This is a genomic window from Pseudomonas graminis, from assembly GCF_900111735.1.
Taxonomy (GTDB): Bacteria; Pseudomonadota; Gammaproteobacteria; order Pseudomonadales; family Pseudomonadaceae; genus Aquipseudomonas; species Aquipseudomonas graminis.
This window is the reverse complement of record NZ_FOHW01000001.1, coordinates 135,355-156,191: the sequence shown is the minus strand read 5'-3', so window position 1 is coordinate 156,191 and position 20,837 is coordinate 135,355. Positions and strand designations below refer to the sequence as shown.

Below are 20,837 nucleotides of genomic sequence, written 5' to 3'. Positions count from 1 at the left end.
TTCATTCTCCATCAGACAGGTCTAGAAGCCCGCGCAAGCCTTGAAGCGGAACCGACAACCAAGTCGGCCGATTCTCGGCCTCGTAGGCCACTTCATAAGCGGCTTTTTCCAGGGTGAACAGCGCCAGCGCGGCCGCCTCACCTTTGGCATCTTTCCAGTCGTGACCCACTTCCACGGTGGCCTTGCGGTAGCCGTCGAGGAAGGCTTCCCGCGCCTGCAGCAAATACGTCTCGGCCACTTGCTGGCGTGCCGTCTCAGCCTGCAACGAGGTGTCGGCACTTTGCGCGTTGCGCATGGCCATCGCCGCAGCGTAGTCGAACGAGCGCAGCACGCCGCTGACATCTTTGAACGGGCTGTATTTGGCGCGACGTTCCTGCAGCGGACGCGCCGGCTCGCCCTCGAAGTCGATCAGGTAGGCATCGCCCTTGACCACCAGCATCTGCCCGAGGTGCAAGTCGCCGTGCACGCGCATTCTCAAGCCGCCAACCGACTGCTTCGCCAGGGTTTTGACCTGAGCCAGCAGCGCTTTGCGTTTGCCCAGCAGTTCAGTGATGAGCTGCTGGTCCTGGGCTTCCAGGGAGTCACGGTGCTGTTCAAGCAGCTGCAAGGCGCGCTCGATCTGCGCCGAAACGCTCTTCGCCGAGGCCTCGCTGTCCTTGACACTGGTGACTTCGGTTTTGAAGTCCGGGTTATCCGTTGGCGCGCCGAGGATCACGTGCATCTCGCCCAGACGCTGGCCCAGCAGGCCGGCGAAGTCTTTCAGTTCGATCAGCGCGTTGGCTTGCTGCTCCAGCGACGATTGACCGTGGGCCATGTGATCGCGCACGGCGCGTTCGAGATTGTTCTGCGTCCATTCCCACGCATCGCCCTGATTGCTCAGGTAACCCTGAGCGATCATCAGCAGGTTTTTCTCGCCCTGCCCGTCGACGCGCACGACCGCGCCCAACAGCGGCGAGATGTGCGGGTAGCCGGCTTCGGTGAGGTACGCACCCATTTCCAGTTCCGGGTGGGTGCCTGCCGCCACACGGCGAATCATCTTCAGCACCAGCTTCTTGCCGACCACCACCGAGCTGTTGGACTGCTCGGCCGAGAGGTAACGCACCTCGGCATCTTCGTTCAGGCCCAGCGGCGCCAGTTGCGATGTGCTCTGGAATTGCAGCTCACCGTCCGGCGTCGCCAGCACGGTATTGTCCTGCATGCCTTTTATGACGTTGCGAATGAACGGCTCAAGGGTGAATGCATCAGTGATCAAGCCGACCTGACGGCCACGACGCACGCGGGACAGGGCCAACTGTTGCGGCAAGGCGCTGCTGATGTCGTCTTCCGGCAACAGGCCAAACGGCAACTGGTAGCGCACCGTTTCGCCGCCAGAGGTGACTTCGATTTCGCTCAGCAACGCCGGCCGCACCGTGGAGCCGAAGCGCACGGCGTAGGCGATGTGAATGCTGTCGATGGCCGTGCCTTTACCCGCGAACCAGCGGCGTTTCGGCAGATACACCGACAGCGACTGCTGCTCCATGGTCTGGCGCAGGGGTTCTTCGAGCAATTCTTCCAGACGCTGCTTGAGCACCAGAGTCGGGAAGTCCGGCATGCTCTGAGCCGGTTCAACGTGCCAGCTGGGCATTTGATTCTCCGCGGCCAGCAAGAACCAGTAGAAGCCATAGGGTGGCAACGTCAGCAGGTAATTGAGCTGGCCAATAGGTGGAAAGGCGCTGCCGCCGAGCATTTCGACCGGCACTGTCCCGGCGTACGGCGCCAGTTCGAGTTCGGCGGCCTGGGAGGCGGCCGAGACGTTGGCAACGCAGAGGATGATTTCGGTCTTGCCGTCCGGGCCGGTGTATTCGCGGGTGTAGGCCAGGATGCGGCGATTGCTCGGCGAGAGCATTTTCAGGGTGCCGCGGCCGAAGGCTTTCTGCTGCCGGCGCACCGCGAGCATGCGCCGGGTCCAGTTCAGCAGCGAGTGCGGATCGTGATCCTGCGCCTCGACGTTGACCGACTGGTAACCGTACAGCGGGTCCATGATCGGCGGCAGCACCAGGCTCGCCGGGTTGGCGCGGGAAAAGCCGCCGTTACGATCGATCGACCACTGCATCGGCGTGCGCACACCGTCCCGGTCACCGAGATAGATGTTGTCGCCCATGCCGATTTCGTCGCCGTAATACAGGGTCGGAGTGCCAGGCATGGACAGCAGCATGCTGTTCAGCAGCTCGACACGTCGGCGGTCACGTTCCAGCAACGGCGCGAGGCGACGACGAATGCCCAGGTTGATCCGCGCGCGGCGGTCCGAGGCGTAGTAGTTCCACAGGTAATCACGCTCGCGGTCGGTGACCATTTCCAGCGTCAGTTCATCGTGGTTGCGCAGGAAGATCGCCCACTGGCAGTTCTCCGGGATTTCCGGGGTCTGGCGCAGGATGTCGGTGATCGGGAAACGGTCTTCCTGAGCCACCGCCATGTACATGCGCGGCATCAGCGGGAAGTGGAACGCCATGTGGCATTCGTCGCCGTCCTTGCCCTTGCGGTCACCGAAGTACAGCTGGGTGTCTTCCGGCCATTGGTTCGCCTCGGCCAGCAACATGCGGTCGGGGTAGTTGGCGTCGATCTCGGCGCGGATCTGTTTGAGGACCTGGTGGGTCTCCGGCAGGTTTTCGTTGTTGGTACCGTCACGCTCGATCAGGTACGGGATCGCGTCCAGACGCAAGCCGTCGATGCCCATGTCCAGCCAGTAACGCATGACCTCGATCACCGCTTTCATGACTTGCGGATTGTCGAAGTTCAAGTCCGGCTGGTGGGAATAAAAACGGTGCCAGAAATACTGCTCGGCGACCGGGTCCCAGGTCCAGTTGGACTTCTCGGTGTCGAGAAAGATGATCCGGGTGCCGTCGTATTTCTGCGGGTCATCGGACCAGACGTAGAAATCCCGCGCCTTGGAGCCTTTTTTGGCATGCCGCGCGCGCTGAAACCACGCGTGCTGGTCCGAGGTGTGGTTGATGACCAGTTCGGTGATCACCCGCAAGCCGCGGTTGTGCGCCTCTGCGATAAACTTCTTGGCATCGGCCATGGTGCCGTAATCGCTGTGCACGCCCCGGTATTCGGAGATGTCATAGCCATCATCGCGGCGCGGCGACGGGTAGAACGGCAGCAGCCAGATGGTGTTGACGCCCAGCGCGGCAATGTAGTCGAGCTTGGCGATCAGGCCGGGGAAGTCACCGATGCCATCGTCGTTGGAGTCGAAAAACGATTTCACGTGGACCTGGTAAATCACCGCATCTTTGTACCAGAGCGGGTCTTCGATAAAGGCAGCGTTGCGGGGTTTCTTTGCCATGACCACATCCTTTGAATTATTGGTTTGTGGCCTTGATGCGCCAGATGCCGAACGGCTGGTAAGACGGGTCCAGGCGCATGAACTGGGTCTTGCCGTACCAGGTCCAGGAATGCCCGGTCATCAAGTCTTCGCCCAACGTAGCGGCGTCGTCCGGCAGGCCCATTTCCCACAGCGGCAGTTCGAAATGCGCTTCCTGCGCGTTGCGCGGATCAAGGTTCACAGCAACCAGAATGAAGTTGCTGCCGTCCGCCGTGCGCTTGCCGAAGTACAGGATGTTGTCGTTGTACGCGGTGTAGACCTTCAGGCCCAGATGGGTCTGCAGCGCCGGGTTCTGGCGACGGATGCGGTTGAGCTGGGCGATCTCGGCAATGATGTTGCCGGGTGCGGTGAAGTCACGAGGACGAATCTCGTACTTCTCCGAATCCAAATATTCCTCTTTGCCCGGCACCGGCGCGGCTTCACACAGCTCGAAGCCCGAATACATGCCCCACAAACCCGAACCCATGGTCGCCAGCGCCGCGCGGATCAGAAAGCCCGGGCGACCCGAATCGTGCAGGAACGGCGGGTTGATGTCCGGCGTATTGACGAAGAAGTTCGGCCGGTAGCACTCGCGCCACGGCGACTCATTGAGCTGGGTGAAATACTCACTCAACTCCGCCTTGGTGTTGCGCCAGGTGAAGTAGGTGTAGCTCTGGGAATAACCGACCTTGCCCAGGCGCGCCATCATTGCCGGCTTGGTGAAGGCTTCAGCGAGGAACATGACTTCCGGGTGCTTGCTGCGCACGTCGGCAATCATCCACTGCCAGAACGGCAACGGCTTGGTGTGCGGGTTGTCGACGCGGAAGATCTTCACGCCCTCGTTCACCCAGCCGAGGATCACGTCACGCAGCTCGGTCCACAGGCCTGGAATCGCGTCTGGCGCATAAAAATCGACGTTGACGATGTCCTGGTATTTCTTCGGCGGGTTTTCCGCGTAACGGATAGTGCCGTCCGGACGCCACGAGAACCAGCCCGGGTGCTCCTTGAGCCACAGGTGGTCCTGGGAGCACTGAATGGCGAAATCCAGGGCGATTTCCAGGCCATGCTCGGCTGCAGCGGCCACCAGCTCGCGGAAGTCTTCACGGGTGCCCAATTGCGGGTGAATGGCGTCATGCCCGCCTTCAGCGCTGCCGATGGCGTAGGGGCTGCCGACGTCATCCGGCCCTGCGGTGAGGGAGTTGTTAGGCCCTTTGCGGTGGGCGCGGCCGATCGGGTGGATCGGCGGGAAATACAGCACGTCGAAGCCCATGTCGCGGATCATCGGCAGGCGCGTGTGAACGTCCTTGAAGGTACCGTGGCGCTTTTTATCATCGGTGATGGAGCGTGGAAACAGCTCGTACCAGCTGGCGAACTGGGCCAGTTCACGCTCGACGTCCAGCGGGAATTCCAGGCTGCGGCTGAGGAACGCGTGGTTGTCCGCCTTGGCCATGACGGTGGCGGTTTCGCTGTTCAACAACAGTGCGACTTTGGCCTCGTTGTCCGCAGCCTCGCCGAAGCGCTTGATCAGGCTGTCGAGCTGGCCGCGCAATTCGAGGGTGCTGCGCTCGGCGGCGTGCACCAGGTGCAGGCGCCCTTCTTCCAGCTCCAGATCGATGGTCACGCCGGCGGCGTACTTCTTTTCCAGCTCGTAGCGGTAGCTGCCGAACTGATCGATCCAGGCTTCAAGGCGATAAATGTAGCGGGTGAAGGTCGGCGGGGTGAATTCGCCAATCCAGCTGTCGTTGCCCAGCTCGCGCATGGGCACGGACTGCCATTCTTCCTGGTCGACGGCGCGATAAACGATGCGCACCGCCATCTTGTCGTGGCCGTCCGCGTAGATTTTGCTGGTGACCGTGACCGGCTGACCGACAACGGCCTTGGCGGCCAGCTGACCGTTATCGATCACCGGTTGGGTGTCCTCGATCACGATGCGCGGCAACTGCAGGGCTTGGGTCAGGGGTATAGGGTGGATAGAGTGGAGAACATCGTTGGCCAGGGAATCCGGGCCGTACGGCTGATCAGCAGTATCATTCATCGAGCATCACTCCTCACGCCCAGGGACGCCCGCTGTGGGGCGCCCATTGCTTCAGCGTCTTTGTCCATAACATAAGAGAGAGCCACGGGATCAACTCATCCGGACGTGGCAGCATAGGTTCCGAACGCCAGCCTCGGGCAAAAGTTCAAACAGCTTGCGTGACGTTTGACCAAGTCACCGCGCGGATAATGGCAGGCCAGGGGCTGCGCCGTAACGCGGTCTCCAAGCCGATTGAGTGAATCATTGTCAGGGCGATGGGGTCGACATGCTTGCGTGATGGCGGGTGTGATGCAACGTCACCTGACACGCCCCTCTCGACGAACCCAAGGAAGCGAAGACCATGAGCATTCCCGTTCCCGCAGAAACGCCCGATCCGAACATAGACGATCCTGAATTGCCGGTGCCAAAGCCCGAGGAGCCACCTTCCCCGCTCATGCCGCCGGTCATCGAACCACCCGTGGGTGATCCGCCGAGCGGTGAGCCCCCGGCTATTCTGGATGATAAGTTTCCAGAGTGATTCACTGACCCGACGCGGTGATGTAGGACCGGCTTCAGCCGGGCAGCTTTGAGACAGCATGCCGGGATGCTGAGGGTGCGCCAACTGGCCCCTTCCCGGCTAAAGCCGGTCCCACTCACAAACGCTTCGCGTCAGTGGGATCGACACTAGAATCACTGACCCAACGCTGGCTCTTGGTGGGACCGGCTTCAGCCGGGAAAGCGTCAGCCGTCGCACCCTCAAATGACCGCTGGTTCAAGGCTCCTGGGCGTCGCCACCGGTGCTCCGGGCCGGATCCTTTGCCCGTTCTTCTGGCGATTCAAAGCGTCTGACAATCCGTGGCATCAGGCTGAAGATGCCCAGGGCCAACACTGTACTCAGCACCGCCGTCATCTCCCTGCCCATTCCCGCCGCAATGCCAATGGCCGCGGTCATCCACAATCCCGCCGCGGTGGTCAGGCCTTTCACCTGAGTGGCATTGAGCGCGTCGCCCTTGAGGATGGTCCCTGCGCCAAGAAAGCCGATCCCCGCCACAATGCCCTGCACCACCCGGCTGAGTGCTGCGTCGTCGGCACCGGCCATGCGCGGGACCAGCACAAACAGCGCAGCGCCCATGCACACCAGCATGTGCGTTCGAACCCCGGCTGCCTTGCCCTTGTGCTCCCGCTCGAAACCCAGAATCCCGCCCAGCAGCGCCGCAATAACCAGGCGTATGGTCACGCGGGTGATCTGCCCGGCATCGGTGATATCAGAGAACTCGGCCTGCAGCGTCTCCACGACTTCTTCCCACCAGGCATTCATCAGCGCATTCCCCTCATTGTGCGTAAGTGCGGTATGGACCGCAGCAGCGGCCGAGAGTGCGGGAGGCACACATCGTGACTCAGCGGTTGATCCGGTTGTTGTGCGCGAATCTGCATCTGTACTAATCCGCAGGCAGCGGGCATATTCCGCCCCTGCCCCCGGCCCAACCTCCTTTCCCGCCGGCCGGCACTGCATGGCTGCTGCGCCACAGAAGCCACTCAGCACGAGCCCATCATGAAGCGTTATGAAAAGTTTGCCGATGACATTGCCGAGCTGATTCGCACCGGGGTGCTGGCTGCGGGTCAGCGCGTGCCGTCGGTGCGCTACGCCAGCCAGACCCATGGGATCAGTCCGTCGACGGTGTTCCAGGCCTACTACTTGCTGGAACGTCGAGGCCTGATCCGGGCGCGGCCGCGTTCCGGCTATTTCGTCAACGACAGCGTCCGCCTGCAAGGCCTGAGTGACGACGTCACAGAGCAGGATGTGCGTCCCGCGCCGGCGCTGAGCGAATCCACCGAAGTCGACGTCAGCGAACTGGTGTTCTCGGTGCTGGAATCCATCAAGGACCCGAACACCGTGCCGTTCGGCTCCGCCTTCCCCAGCGCCGGGCTGTTCCCCTTGCAGCGCCTGGCCCGCTCCCTGGCCAGTGCCACCCGCGACATGGACCCGCGCATGGTGGTCAGCGACCTGTCGCCCGGCAATCCGGCCCTGCGCCGGCAGATCGCGCTGCGCTACATGGTCGCCGGGCAGATGTTGCCCATGGACGAACTGCTGATCACCAACGGCGCCCTTGAGGCCTTGAATCTGTGCCTGCAAGCAGTGACCGAGCCCGGTGATCTGGTGGCCATCGAGGCGCCGGCGTTCTACGCCTGCCTGCAAGTGCTCGAGCGGCTGAAGCTCAAGGCGGTGGAAATCCCGGTGCACCCGCAACAGGGCATTGATCTGGCAGTGCTTGAGCAGGCGCTCGAGCGATACCCGATCAAGGCCTGCTGGAGCATGACCAGCTTTCAGAATCCCACCGGCGCAACCGTGCCTGAGGCGCGCAAACGGGCGCTGGTGGAGTTGCTGCGCGAGCACGAGGTGCCGCTGATCGAGGATGACGTGTACGCCGAGTTGTATTACGGCCAGCACGCGCCGAAACCGGCAAAGGCGTTCGACACTGAAGGTCTGGTCCTGCATTGCGGCTCGTTCGCCAAGAGCCTGGCGCCCGGGTATCGGGTGGGCTGGGTCGCTGCCGGGCGTTATGCGCAGAAAGTCGAGCGGCTGAAGATCATGACTTCGCTGTGCGCCTCGATGCCGGCACAGGCCGCCATCGCCGATTACTTGCAGCACGGCGGTTATGACCGGCACCTGCGCAAGTTGCGCCACAGCCTGGAAGACCAGCAGCGGGCCATGCTTGGCGCCATCGCCCGGTACTTCCCCGCGCAGACCCGTGTCAGCCAGCCCACTGGCGGATACTTCCTGTGGGTTGAGCTGCCGGCACAGATCGACTCGCTGAAGGTATTCCAGGCCGCCCTCGCCCAGGGCATCAGCATCGCCCCCGGCCCGATGTTTTCGCCAACGCGGCGCTTCCAGCCCTTCATCCGCCTGAACTACGGCAGCCCGTGGGGCGAAACCCCTGAACGGGCGATGGAGACCCTGGGGAAGATCATTCGCTCGATGATGGCGGGTTAGGACATTGCTATCAGGATCGCGACAGTATCAGGCCAGGAACGTGGTGGCGCCGCGGTGATGGTTTTTGATTCTGGCCGAAGGCCGTAGGAGCGCGCTTGCCCGCGAAGGCGTCAGTACGGACCCGAGAAAGGTGGCGGATGTACCTGCCCTTTCGCGGGCAAGCGCGCTCCTACAGGGGATTACGTTTCAGCAGGGAGGTCGCGTGCAGTCAGCAAGGTCCCACGACAGTCGGATGACCTCCCTACCTCGCAGCATCAGCGGTATCGCTATCGTCCCCCGCCCAGATCAATGAACGAACCGGTCGAATATGACGCCTTGTCCGACAGCAGCCACAGAATCGCTTCTGCCACTTCAGCGGCCAGACCGCCACGGCCCATGGGGATGGTCGGTTCCAGTTTGCTGACGCGATGGGGATCGCCGCTCAGGGCGTGGAATTCGGTAAAGATGTAACCGGGGCGCACGGCGTTGACTCGCACCCCCTCGCCTGCCACTTCCTTGGCCAGCCCGACGGTGAAAGTGTCCAGCGCGCCCTTGGACGCCGCGTAGTCGACGTACTCGCCAGGTGATCCGAGCCGGGCGGCCACGGACGAGACGTTGACAATGCTGCCGCCGCGCCCGCCGTGGCGGGGCAACATGCGCAGCAGTGCGTGCTTGCTGCAGAGCATGGGCCCGACGACGTTGCTCATCATGATCTTCAACAGGCGAAACTCGGACATCGTGTCGAGCCGCGAGGCTTCGCCCACCGTGCCGGCGTTGTTGACCAGCGCGGTGATCGGGCCCATTTCGGAATCGACCCGGGCAAACAGACGAATGATCTCGTCCTCGTTGCTGACGTCGGCCTGCACCGCGATGGCATAACCGCCCGCCTCGCGAATCTGCCCGCACAGCCGTTCCGCCGAGGCGTGATCGGACAGATAGTTGATGCACACGCGATAAGCCTGCGCCGCTGCCAGAACTGCCGTGGCGGCACCGATACCCCGGGAGCCGCCGGTAATGAGCAGATTTTTATCCATAAATGTTCCCAGTCGATCAATGCGTGGAGGTGGGATTGGCGTTGACACTCAATCGGTGATTTCGCTGAGACGTCGGGCGGCTTCGATGTCCGCCATGAACCGCTCCGCCGGCAGCGGATAACCCAGCAGGTTACCCTGCAAGGCGTCGCAGCCCAGCCGCGTCAGCAAACTCTGTTGGCTGGCGGTTTCGACACCTTCGGCGACGATGCGCAGGTTCAGCGCCTGACCCAGCGCAACGATGGCCGACACAATGGCCGCATCGTCGCCGTCGTGCTCCAGATCGCGCACGAAACCGCGATCGATCTTCAATTCGTTGGCCGGCAGGCGTTTGAGGTACATCAGGCTGGAGTAGCCAGTGCCGAAGTCGTCAATGGACAGGTCCACGTCCATGTCCGAGAGCTTCCGCAGCACGGTCATGCTCGCGTCGGCATCGCTCATGGCCGTGGTTTCGGTGATTTCCAGGGTCAGGCAGTTGGCCGGCAGCCCGTGGGTCGCCAACGCGTCCGCGACCGTCTCGACCAGCCCGACATGGCTGAATTGCAACGCCGACAGGTTCACCGCCATGCGCCAGTCGGTGTTGCCGGCGTCGTACCAGCGCTTCATCTGCTGGCAGGCCTCGCTCATCACCCACTCGCCGATAGGAATGATCAACCCGGTTTTTTCCGCCAAGCCGATGAATTGCTCCGGCATCAGCAGTCCGAGCTGCGGATGATTCCAGCGCACCAGCGCTTCGGCGCCCACCGGCCGGTGTGAGCTTGCGCAGAACTTGGGCTGATAATGCAGGCAGAATTGCCCGTCGCGCAGCGCAAGCCGCAGGTCCTGCAACAGCTGCAGCTTATTGCGCGCGTTGGTGTTCATCGAGGCATCGAAAAAGCTGTAGCCGTTCTTGCCGGCGTTCTTGGCGTGGTACATGGCGGCGTCGGCGTTCATCAGCAATTCCTGCTGGGTACGGCCGTTGCCCGGATACAGGCTGATACCGACGCTCACCGTCACCTGCAGATTATGTTCCTGCACGCTGTACGGCTGACTTACCAGCGAGACCTGCCGCGAGGCCACGCTGACCGCTTCTTCGGCATCGTCGAGTTCCACGAGCAACACGAATTCATCACCGCCGATGCGCGCCAGGGTGTCGTGGCGGTGGAAGTTCTCGCGCAATCGCATGGCCACTGCGCGCAAGAGCTGATCGCCGACGTGATGGCCGAAGGCATCGTTCACCGGTTTGAAGCCGTCCAGATCCAGAAACATCAGGGCGAACATACCGCCCTGGGCGTCCACCTTGCGCATGGCCTGATCGATACGATCGGCCAGCAGAATGCGGTTGGGAAGCCCGGTCAGATTGTCGTGCTGGGCCAGTTGCGTGAGCTCGCGATTGGCTTCTTTCAACGACAACGACAGTTGGGCGGTGCGCGCCGCCATGCGCGCGTCAAGCACCGACGTGACCAGGGTGATACCCAGTACCGTCAGGCTGGTGACCAGTACCAGCTTGTCCAGACCGTCGGTGTGCAGGCCGGTGGGAAGCGCGCCACAGAAACTGCCCGGTGGAAAATTGGCGGCAGTCATGGCGGTGTAATGCATGCCAAGGATCGCGAACCCCATGACGACCGCCGCGCCGCCGCGGGCCAGGCGTACGTAGGGGGTTTCCTTGCGCAGCCGCACGGCGATGGCCAGCGCTGCGGCGGACGCGGTGACGGCAATCAGCACCGACAGGCCGACCAGGTTGGGGTCGTAGTCAATGCCCGGCTGCATGCGCATCGCCGCCATGCCGGTGTAATGCATGGCACTGCTGCCCAGGCCCATGACCAATGCGCCGACCAGAATATTCGACAACGGGACGTGGTCGTGGCTGACCAGCCACAGCGCAAAACCCGAGGAAAGGATAGTGATCAGCAGCGAGAGCAGTGTCAGCGGGATGTCGTACGCCAGCTGGATAGGCAGTGTGAACGCAAGCATGCCGATGAAGTGCATGGACCAGATGCCGACGCCCATGGACAGCGCGCCGCCACACACCCACAGCATTCGCGCGCGACCACTGGCAGAGGCAATGCGCCCGGCCAGATCAAGGGTCGTGTAAGACGCGAGAATCGCCACAAGGACTGAAATCAGAACCAGCGGATAGGTGTAATGGCCGATCAACATGGGCTGGCCCTTGGCTCAACGGAGTGCGGCCTTTCAGACCTGATGAATTCGGCGGCGATTGTACCGAAATTCCACTGAAAGTCCCGTCACTCCGTCGCAAAGGTGGCACATCGCTAGTTAACCGGGTTAACGATCGGACACCTCAGGGCCCGGTGTCAGGCCGGTCGCTGCATCCCAACCGCCGCCCAACGCGGCAATCAACTGGGCGCTGGCGACCAACCGGCTTTCCAGCACATTCAGCACACTGCGTTCGTTGCTCAGCGCGGTGGTCTGTACGTTCACCACGTCCAGGTAGCCAATCAGCCCGGCTTTGTACTGGTTGTTGGTCAGGCGCAGGGAGTCACGCGCCGATTGCAGCGCTTCATCGCGCACCCCGGACTCCTGCTCATACACGCGCAGCTGGGCCATGTAATCCTCGACTTCCTTGAAGCCGTCGAGCACGGTCTGGCGGTACTGGGCGACAGTCTGGTCATAGACCGCTTCGGTGCGGTCCACTTCGGCAGCGCGCTGGCCACCATCGAACAGGGTCATCGCCAGTTGCGGGCCGACCGACCAGAAGCGGTTGGGCAAGGAGATCCAGTTGCTGACGGTGCTGCTGCTGTAACCGCCGCTCATGCTCAGGGTCAGGTCCGGGTAATACGCGGCCTTTGCCACGCCGATATTGGCATTGGCGGTCATCACCGAACGCTCGGCGGCGGCGATGTCCGGGCGGCGTTCGAGCAATTGCGACGGCAGCTGCGCCGGGATCTGCGGCACGGCCGGAATCGACGTGGTCGGCGCGAGGCTGAAGTCCGCCGGGGCCTGGCCCATCAGCACGGCAATGGCGTTTTCGAACTGGGCGCGCTGCCATTGCAGATCGATCAGGTCAGCCTGGGTGCTCTTGAGTTGCGTCTGCGCCTGGGCCGTTGCATCGCGGCCGGAAATCCCGGCGCGGTACTGGTTCTGGGTCATGGTCAGCGAGCGCTGATAGGCATCGACGGTCGCTTCCAGCAAACGCTTTTGCTCATCGATCACCCGCAGTTGCAGGTAGTTCTGCACCAGTTGCGATTGCAGGCTCAGGCGCATCGACGCCAGATCGGCGAGGCTCGCCTGGGCGCTGGCCTTGTCGGCTTCCAGCCCGCGGCGCAACTTGCCCCACACGTCGGCTTCCCAACTGACGCCCAATTGCGCGTTGTAGGTGTCACGGATGCCGCTGCTGGAACTGCTCAGGCTGGAACTGCTGCTGCCGGTGCCCTGGCTCGAGCGGTTTTTGCTGGTGGTCAGGTCCAGCGTCGGGAAGAACGCGCCCCGCGCACTGCGCACCAGGGCGGCAGCCTGCCGGTACTGCGCCTCGTACTGCGCCACGGTCTGGTTGGACGTATTGAGTTTTTCCACCAGCGCGTTGAGCTGGGCGTCGCCGTAGATTTCCCACCACGCGCCGCGCGCCATCGCATCGCTCGGGTTGGCCTGGGTCCAGCCTTCGGCCTGCTTGAAGTGCGCCGGCGTCGGCATGTCCGGCGTCTTGTAATCCGGGCCGACGGCGCAGGCACTGAGCAGCAGCGCGCACAAGGCAACGCCGAAGGTCCTGTGAAACGGCAACGTCCGCTGTGGGCCAGGGGCTTTCATCGAGTCGTTCATAGCGGAGTGTCCAGGGCAGCATCCGTCTGCACACCGCGCCATGTGTTGAAACGATGGCGCAGACGGTCGAGATAAAGGTAAACCACGGGGGTGGTGTACAGCGTGAGGATCTGACTGAGGATCAGGCCGCCGATGATGGTCAGGCCCAGCGGCCGACGCATTTCGGCACCTTCGGCGCTGCTGAGCAGCAACGGCACGGCGCCGAGGATCGCCGCCAGCGTGGTCATCAGAATCGGCCGCAGCCGTTGCAGGCAGGCATTGCGAATGGATTCCACCGGGGTCATGCCGCCCTGACGTTCGAGCTGCAAGGCGAGGTCGATCATCAGAATCGCGTTCTTCTTCACCACGCCGATCAGCAGGAACAGCCCCAGCAACGAGATCAGGCTGAACTGCCCGCCGGTTAGGTAGATGCTCAACAGCGCGCCGACTCCTGCCGATGGCAGCGTCGAGAGAATGGTCAGCGGGTGGATGTAGCTTTCGTAGAGGATGCCCAGCACCAGGTACACCGCTACCAGCGCGCCGAGGATCATCCACGGCTGGCTCTTCTGGGTGGCGGCGAAGGCGTCGGAGGTCCCGGCCATCTTGGCGATCACGTCCTCGGGCAGGCCCACCGCCGCGACGGCGCGCTCAATGGCGGCGTTGGCCTGGTCGAGGGTGACGCCGTCGGACAGGTCAAAGGAGATGTTTTCCGAGGCGAACTGGCCGTCGTGGCTGACCCGGTCGTCTTCCAGACTGCGCTCGTAACGGGCAATGGTCGACAGCGGCACCCGCGCGCCATCGGCAGTGATCACCTGGACCTGCTCCAGGGTGGTCGGGTCGAGGGCGTATTTCGGGTTGACCTCCATGACCACCTGGTACTGGTTCAGCGGGTCATAAATGGTCGACACCTGACGCTGGCTGTAGGCGTTGTTCAGCACGGTGGTGACCATGTTCATGTCGATGCCCAGGCGCTTGGCCGCGTCGCGATCGACAATCAACGTCACCTGCTGGGTGCCGCCGCCATCGTTGGCATCGATGGCGGTCAGCTCCTTGAGGGACTTCAGTGCAGCGACCACCTTCGGGTACCACAGGCGCAGGGTTTCCAGGTCGCCGCTTTGCAGGATGTACTGGTATTGCGAGGTGGTCTGCTCGCGGCCGCCGCCCAGTTGCAGGTCCTGGTCGGGCTGCAGGAACAGGCGCCCGCCGGGGACCAGCGGCATTTCCTTGCGCAGCCGCTCGACCACTTCCATGGCGCCGATGTTGCGCTCCTTGATCGGCTTCAGGCGCACGATGATGAACGCATTGCCGGTGCCGCCGTTGCCGCCGATGAAGCCCGCGACACTCTCCACGGCCGGGTCCTTGAGAATCGCTGCGCGGAACGTGTCCATCTTCGGCTGCATGACCGAGAACGACAGGCCGTCATCGCCCCGCACAAACCCCATCAACTGGCCGGTGTCCTGCTGCGGCAGAAAAGTCTTTGGCACCACGACGTACAGCGCGATGTTGCCGACGATGGTCAACAGCAGCGTCAGCAGGGTCAGGCGCCGATGACGCAGCACCCAGCGCAGGCTGCGGTCGTAACCGGCGACCATGCGGTCATTGACCCGCTGGCTCCAGCGCTGCAGACGGTTTTCCGAGCCCGGCACGTGGGGCTTGAGCCAGCGCGCGCAGAGCATCGGCGTCAAGGTCAGTGAGACCACCAGCGAAACGACAATGGACACCGACAACGTGATGGAAAACTCGCGGAACAGGCTCTCCACCAGCCCGCCCATGAACAGAATCGAGACGAACACCGCCACCAGCGACACGTTCATCGACAGCAGCGTGAAGCCGACTTCCCTGGCGCCCAGATAAGCCGCCTCCATCGGCGGCACGCCCTTGTCGATGTGCCGGGAAATGTTCTCCAGCACCACAATGGCATCGTCGACCACTAGTCCGGTGGCGAGAATCAACGCCATCAGCGACAGGTTGTTCAGGGAAAACCCGTACAGGTACATGATCGCGAAGGTGCCCACCAGCGACACCGGCACGGCCAGGGTCGGGATCAGCGAAGCGCGGAAATTCCCGAGAAACAGGAACACCACCAGAATCACCAGCACCACCGCAATCAGCAGCGTCATCTCGGCCTCGTGCAGGGTGGCCTTGATCACCGGCGAGCGGTCCATCGCCAGGTCGAGCTTGACGCTGGCCGGAAGCACCGCCTGTAACGCCGGCAACTGCGCCTTGATCGCCGCCACGGTTTCGATGATGTTGGCGCCCGCCTGACGGTTGATTACCAGTAGCACCGCTGCCTTGTCATTGAAGAAGCCGCTGTTGTAGCGGTCTTCCACCGAATCCTTGACCCTGGCCACGTCTTTGAGCCGCAACGCCGCGCCGTTGGCGTAATGGATGATCAGCGATTCGTAATCCTTGGCCTTCTCCAACTGATCGTTGGCCTGCACCTGCCAGTTGTGCTCGCTGTTCTCCACCGAGCCTTTCGGCCGGCGCACGTTGGCATTGGAAATGGTGGTACGCACTTCATCCAGCGACACGCCGTACTGGGACAGCAGCTTGGGCTCCAGTTCCACGCGCACGGCAGGCAGCGAACTGCCACCGATCTGCACCTCGCCGACGCCGTTCACCTGGGACAGGCTCTGGGACAGAATTGTCGACGCCATGTCGTACAGCTCGCCCTTCTCCAGCACGTCGGAGGTCAGCGACAGCACCATGATCGGCGCCTGGGACGGGTTGACCTTCTTGTAGGTCGGCATGCTGCGCATTCCGCTGGGCAGCAGGCTGCGCGATGCGTTGATGGCTGCCTGCACTTCTCGCGCAGCACCGTTGATGTCGCGGTCCATGTCGAACTGCAGAATGATCCGGGTCGAGCCCTGATTCGAACGGCTGCTCATGGTGTTGACCCCGGCGATCACCCCGAGGGAGCGCTCCAGCGGCGTCGCCACGCTCGACGCCATGATTTCCGGGCTGGCGCCAGGCAACGAGGCGCTGACCACGATCACCGGAAAATCCATGTTCGGCAGCGGCGACACCGGCAGCAGACCGAAGCTCATCCCGCCCAGCAGCATGATTGCCAGGCTCAGGAGCATGGTCGCTACGGGGCGTTTGATGAAGGGCCCGGACAGATTCATGGGCGGGAGCTCCAGGCGGCAAGCTTCAAGCGGCAATTGAACGCACCCGCCCCGACCTGCGGGGTGCTGCTTCTAGCTTGAGGCTTAACGCTTGAAGCTTGCAGCTGGCCGGTCATACCGCCACCTCGGTGTTCTCTTTGCGCTGAAACCGGCGCCCCAATCGATCGAAATACAGATAGATGACCGGCGTGGTGAACAGCGTCAGGACCTGGCTGACCAGCAAGCCGCCGACCATCACCAAGCCCAATGGCTGGCGCAGTTCGGCGCCGGAGCCTGACGCGAACATCAGCGGGATCGCGCCGAACAGCGCCGCCAGGGTGGTCATGAGAATGGGTCGGAAGCGCAGCAGCGCCGCTTCGTAGATAGCGGTCTCAGGGGCGATGCCGCGGTTGCGCTCAGCGTCGAGAGCGAAGTCGATCATCATGATCGCGTTTTTCTTGACGATACCGATCAGCAGGATGATGCCGATGATGGCGATCATGCCCAGATCGTTGCCGCTGATGATCAGCGCCAGCAGCGCACCGATGGCAGCCGATGGCAGGGTCGACAAAATGGTAATCGGGTGGATGTAGCTCTCGTAGAGCACGCCCAGCACGATGTACATGGTGATCACCGCCGCCAGCACCAGCAACAGCGTGCTGGACAGCGAGGCCTGGAAGGCTTCGGCCGCGCCCTGGAATTGCGTCTGCACGCCGATCGGCATGCCGATGTCTTTCTGCACCTGCTCGATGACTTCCACCGCCTTGCCCAGCGCAACGCCGGGGGCCAGGTTGAACGACATCATTACCGCCGGGAACTGCCCGATATGGGCAATCGCCAGCTGCGCCTGCCGCTGTTCGACCCGGCCCAGGCTCGACAACTTGACCTGCCCGCCATCGGTGGTCTTGACGTGAATCTGCTCCAGCGCTTCGGGCCCCAGCTCACTGCGGGAGTCGGCCTGCAATACCACACGGTATTGACTGGCCTGGGTGTAGATGGTGGAAATCTGCCGCTGGCCGAAAGCGTCATACAGCGCATCGGTGATGTTGGCGACGGTCACGCCCAGCCGACTGGCAGCGTCGCGGTCGATGTTGAGGAACACCTGCAGACCCTTGTCCTGCAGGTCGCTGGCGACATCGGTCAGCTCCGGTCGCTGAGCCAGCGCCTCCACCAGTTTGCCGCTCCACAGATTGAGCAGGTCGGCGTCCGGCGATGACATGCTGAACTGGTACTGGGTGCGGCTGACCCGGTCTTCGATGGTCAGGTCCTGCACCGGCTGCATGAACAGGCGGATGTCCGACAGCTGATCGACCTCGGGCTGCAGACGCTGAATCACTTCGGACGCCGTGACATCACGTTCGCTGTGGGGTTTGAGGTTGATCAGCATGCGCCCGCTGTTGAGGGTCGCGTTGTCGCCGTCGACGCCGATGTAGGACGAGAGACTGGCAACCGCAGGGTCCTTGAGGATGATTTTCGCCAGGGCCTGCTGACGCTGGCTCATGGAGGCGAACGACACCGACTGCGGCGCTTCGGAAATGCCCTGAATCACGCCGGTGTCCTGCACCGGAAAGAAGCCCTTGGGCACGGCCAGGTAAAGCAGCACGGTAATCCCGAGGGTGGCGATGGCGACCAGCAGGGTCAGCGGCTGATGCTTGAGCACCCACTGCAATTTGCGCCCGTAGGCGGCCACCAGCCAGTCGATCCACGCGCCGCTGGCCCGGTAAAAACGGCCCTGCTCTTCTTCCCTTGGTTCACGCTTGAGCAAGCGCGCGCACATCATCGGCGTCAGGGTGAGGGACACCACGAGGGAAATCAGGATCGCCACCGCGAGGGTAATGGCGAACTCGCGGAACAACCGCCCGACCACGTCGGCCATGAACAACAGCGGAATGAGCACGGCAATCAGCGAAATGGTCAGTGAGATCAGTGTGAAACCAATCTGCCGCGCCCCCTTGAGCGCCGCCTGCAACGGCGTCTCGCCCTCCTCCAGGTGCCGGGAAATGTTCTCCAGCATGACGATGGCGTCATCGACCACGAAACCGGTGGCAATGGTCATCGCCATCAAGGTCAGGTTGTTGACCGAAAAACCGGCGAGGTACATCACGCCGAAGGTGCCGATCAGCGACAGCGGCACGGCCACCGAGGGAATGATCGTCGCGCTGAAGCGCCGCAGAAACAGGAAGGTCACCAGCACCACCAGCACGATGGAAATCATCAGCTCGTGCTGCACGTCGCTGACCGAGGCGCGGATGGTCTGGGTGCGGTCGGTGAGTACAGTGACGTCGAGCCCGGCGGGCAGGTTCTGGGTGATGCTGGGCAGCAGCGCCTTGATCCGGTCGACCACGTCGATCACGTTGGCGCCCGGCTGACGCTGGATGTTCAGCAGCACGGCCTGGTTTTCATTGGCCCAGGCCGCAAGGCGATCGTTTTCGGCGCCGTCGACGATCTCGGCGACATCCTTGAGCCGCAGCGGGCCGCCGTTTTTGTACGCCAGAATCAGGTTGGCGTATTCCTCGGGGGATTTGAGCTGGTCGTTGGCGTCAAGCATCGACACCCGCGTCGGGCCGTCGAAATTACCCTTGGGCGTGTTTACGTTGGAAGCGCTGACCAGCGTGCGCACGTCGGCCAGATTCAGGCCGTTGGCCGCCAGTGCGTCGGCATTGACCTTGATCCGCACCGCCTGACGCTGGCCGCCGGCGATGGTGACCATGCCCACTCCGCTGATCTGCGCGATCTTCTGCGCCATGCGTGTGTCGACCAGATCATTGAGTTTGGGCAGCAGCATGGTTTTGGACGTAATCGCCAGCGTCAGCACCGGTGTGTCGGCCGGGTTGACCTTGTTATACGTCGGGGGCGCCGGCAGGTCGCTCGGCAGCAGGTTGGTGGCGCCGTTGATCGCCGCCTGCACTTCCTGCTCGGCGACGTCCATGTTGAGGTCGAGGCTGAAACGCAGGGTGATGACCGAGGCCCCGCCGGAGCTGGTCGAGGCCATCTGGGTCAGGCCCGGCATCTGCCCGAACTGGCGCTCGAGGGGCGCGGTCACGGCACTGGTCATCACTTGCGGACTCGCGCCCGGGTAAAGCGTCATCACCCGAATGGTCGGGTAATCCACCTGAGGCAACGCCGACACCGGCAGCAGCGTGTACGCGATCAGGCCGGCCAGCACGATGGCCAGCATGCTCAGCGTGGTGGCGACCGGCCTGAGGATGAACAGGCGTGACAGGTTCATACGTTGCCTTTCTTCGCGGTCTCGGCACCCGCTGACTCACCGGGTTCCTTCGATGGCTTGCCCTGCAATTGCTGGCCGGGCGTGGCCGGAACGTCTTTGCTGTCGTTGACCACGTCCACCGCGCTGCCGTCTTTCAGGCGGTCGGTGCCTTCGAGCACCACGCGGTCGCCGGCCGCGAGACCTTCGGTAATCACCGTCGAGTTCTCGTCGCTTGGCCCGGTTTTAAGCTGGCGAATACGCACGGTCTTGTCGCCGTCCATCACGTACACGAACGTGCCGTTGACGCCGAACTGCACCGAGGCCGACGGCACCAGCACCACGTTTTTCAGGGTGTTGGCGAGCAGGCGCGCATTGACGAACTGATTGGGGAACAGCGCTTCGTTGTCGTTATCGAACCGCGCCTTGAATTTCAGCGTGCCGGTGGTGATATCGATCTGGTTGTCGATGCTGGCGAGCACGCCGGTGGCCTGCAGCTTCAAGTCCCCGCGGTCCCACGCCTCAACCGGCAGCTTGCTGCCGCTGCGGTAGCGGGCAAGCACCTCGGCGAGGTCCTTTTCCGGCAGCGTGAAGTTGACGGTGATTGGCTTGGTCTGGGTGATCACCACCAACGGGTTGGTGTCATTGGCGGCCACGAGATTGCCGACATCCAGCTGGCGCAGGCCGATGCGGCCGGAAATCGGCGCACGGATCTGCGAGAACTCCAGGTTGAGCTTTGCGTCGCCCACTGCGGCCTGATTGGTCTTGATGGTGCCCTGGTACTGACCGACCAGGGATTCTGCGGTGTCCAGGGTTTGCTTGGCGATGCTGTCTTCTTTGTACAGGCCCCGATAACGCTGTACGTCGAGTTGAGCATTCTTGAGCAGCGCCTGGTTCTGCATCAGCGTGCCTTCAGCCTGTTGCAGGGCGATCTGGTAGCTGCGCGGGTCGATCACCGCCAGCAGATCGCCGGCCTTGACCTGCTGGCCTTCCTGGAAATTGATCTTCATCAACTCCCCCGCTACACGGCTGCGCACGTTGATCGTGTTCAGCGCGGTCACGGTGCCGAGGGCTTTGTAGTAGATGGGGAAGTCGCCGGTATTCGCTACGGCGACCCGCACCGGTACCGGGGCGGTTGAGCCGCCGAATCCGGGACGCTTGGCCACCGCCTTGCCGTTGCCACCGCTGCGGCCTGCACTGGCCTGGGCCTGATCACCTTTCTGCGCCGTGGTGCTCGGCTGCGACGCGGATCCCGGCCAGAAGCGCCAGCACAGGCCAGCGACGATCAACAGAACCAACAGGCTTATCAGCCAGCGACGGGAATTACGGGGGCCAGACGATTGCATGAATAAATCAACCAGTGTGCGCGTGAGCGTCTTCGGGAGGCTGAACAATAAGCATAGATACCGGCCAAGCAAAGGGCCTTTACCGGCAATT

11 protein-coding genes are annotated in these 20,837 nt (G+C 62.8%); 2 read left to right on the top strand and 9 right to left on the bottom strand.

Features of this window, described 5'->3' with window-relative positions; genetic code table 11:
• Nucleotide 1: 1 nt before the first annotated feature.
• Together treS and BMY98_RS00640 are read right to left on the bottom strand one after the other, a co-directional pair.
• Nucleotides 2–3,322 (bottom strand): maltose alpha-D-glucosyltransferase, encoded by a 3,321-nt coding sequence (treS, locus tag BMY98_RS00645; protein ID WP_074883298.1) that lies wholly within the window; start codon nucleotides 3,320–3,322, stop codon nucleotides 2–4.
• Nucleotides 3,323–3,338: 16 nt separating this feature from the next.
• Nucleotides 3,339–5,375 carry an alpha-1,4-glucan--maltose-1-phosphate maltosyltransferase gene (locus BMY98_RS00640; protein WP_074883296.1) on the bottom strand — a complete coding sequence of 679 codons (2,037 nt, stop codon included), beginning with the start codon at nucleotides 5,373–5,375 and terminating at the stop codon, nucleotides 3,339–3,341.
• A gap of 340 nt (nucleotides 5,376–5,715) precedes the next feature.
• Here BMY98_RS00640 and BMY98_RS27210 point away from each other — a divergent pair, with 340 nt between their 5' ends.
• Nucleotides 5,716–5,892 carry a hypothetical protein gene (locus BMY98_RS27210; RefSeq protein WP_175514129.1) on the top strand — a complete coding sequence of 59 codons (177 nt, stop codon included), beginning with the start codon at nucleotides 5,716–5,718 and terminating at the stop codon, nucleotides 5,890–5,892.
• A 234-nt stretch (nucleotides 5,893–6,126) separates the two neighbouring features.
• On the opposite strand, the gene BMY98_RS00635 is transcribed toward BMY98_RS27210, so the two are convergent.
• Entirely contained in the window at nucleotides 6,127–6,672 is a 546-nt protein-coding gene (locus tag BMY98_RS00635; RefSeq protein ID WP_074883293.1) for an MgtC/SapB family protein, read from the bottom strand.
• Nucleotides 6,673–6,906: 234 nt separating this feature from the next.
• Between BMY98_RS00635 and mapR the strand changes: the two genes are divergently transcribed.
• Nucleotides 6,907–8,346 (top strand): GntR family transcriptional regulator MpaR, encoded by a 1,440-nt coding sequence (mapR, locus tag BMY98_RS00630; protein WP_074883291.1) that lies wholly within the window; start codon nucleotides 6,907–6,909, stop codon nucleotides 8,344–8,346.
• 266 nt (nucleotides 8,347–8,612) lie between these two features.
• Here the strand turns inward: mapR and BMY98_RS00625 are convergent, their stop codons facing one another.
• The 6 genes from BMY98_RS00625 to BMY98_RS00600 form a co-directional block, all read right to left on the bottom strand.
• Nucleotides 8,613–9,359, bottom strand: coding sequence for an SDR family oxidoreductase (locus tag BMY98_RS00625; protein ID WP_074883288.1), 747 nt, complete (start codon nucleotides 9,357–9,359; stop codon nucleotides 8,613–8,615).
• Between the two features lie 48 nt (nucleotides 9,360–9,407).
• On the bottom strand, nucleotides 9,408–11,495 hold the full coding sequence (locus tag BMY98_RS00620; RefSeq protein ID WP_074883285.1) for a putative bifunctional diguanylate cyclase/phosphodiesterase: 2,088 nt from the start codon (nucleotides 11,493–11,495) through the stop codon (nucleotides 9,408–9,410).
• A 126-nt stretch (nucleotides 11,496–11,621) separates the two neighbouring features.
• Nucleotides 11,622–13,100 (bottom strand): efflux transporter outer membrane subunit, encoded by a 1,479-nt coding sequence (locus tag BMY98_RS00615; RefSeq protein WP_074883823.1) that lies wholly within the window; start codon nucleotides 13,098–13,100, stop codon nucleotides 11,622–11,624.
• 8 nt (nucleotides 13,101–13,108) lie between these two features.
• On the bottom strand, nucleotides 13,109–16,216 hold the full coding sequence (locus BMY98_RS00610) for an efflux RND transporter permease subunit (protein WP_074883281.1): 3,108 nt from the start codon (nucleotides 16,214–16,216) through the stop codon (nucleotides 13,109–13,111).
• A gap of 112 nt (nucleotides 16,217–16,328) precedes the next feature.
• Complete coding sequence (locus tag BMY98_RS00605) at nucleotides 16,329–19,424, bottom strand: MdtB/MuxB family multidrug efflux RND transporter permease subunit (RefSeq protein ID WP_074883278.1); 3,096 nt, start codon at nucleotides 19,422–19,424, stop codon at nucleotides 16,329–16,331.
• Complete coding sequence (locus BMY98_RS00600) at nucleotides 19,421–20,761, bottom strand: MdtA/MuxA family multidrug efflux RND transporter periplasmic adaptor subunit (protein WP_074883820.1); 1,341 nt, start codon at nucleotides 20,759–20,761, stop codon at nucleotides 19,421–19,423. Before BMY98_RS00600 ends, BMY98_RS00605 begins: the two co-directional genes overlap by 4 nt.
• Nucleotides 20,762–20,837 lie beyond the last annotated feature (76 nt).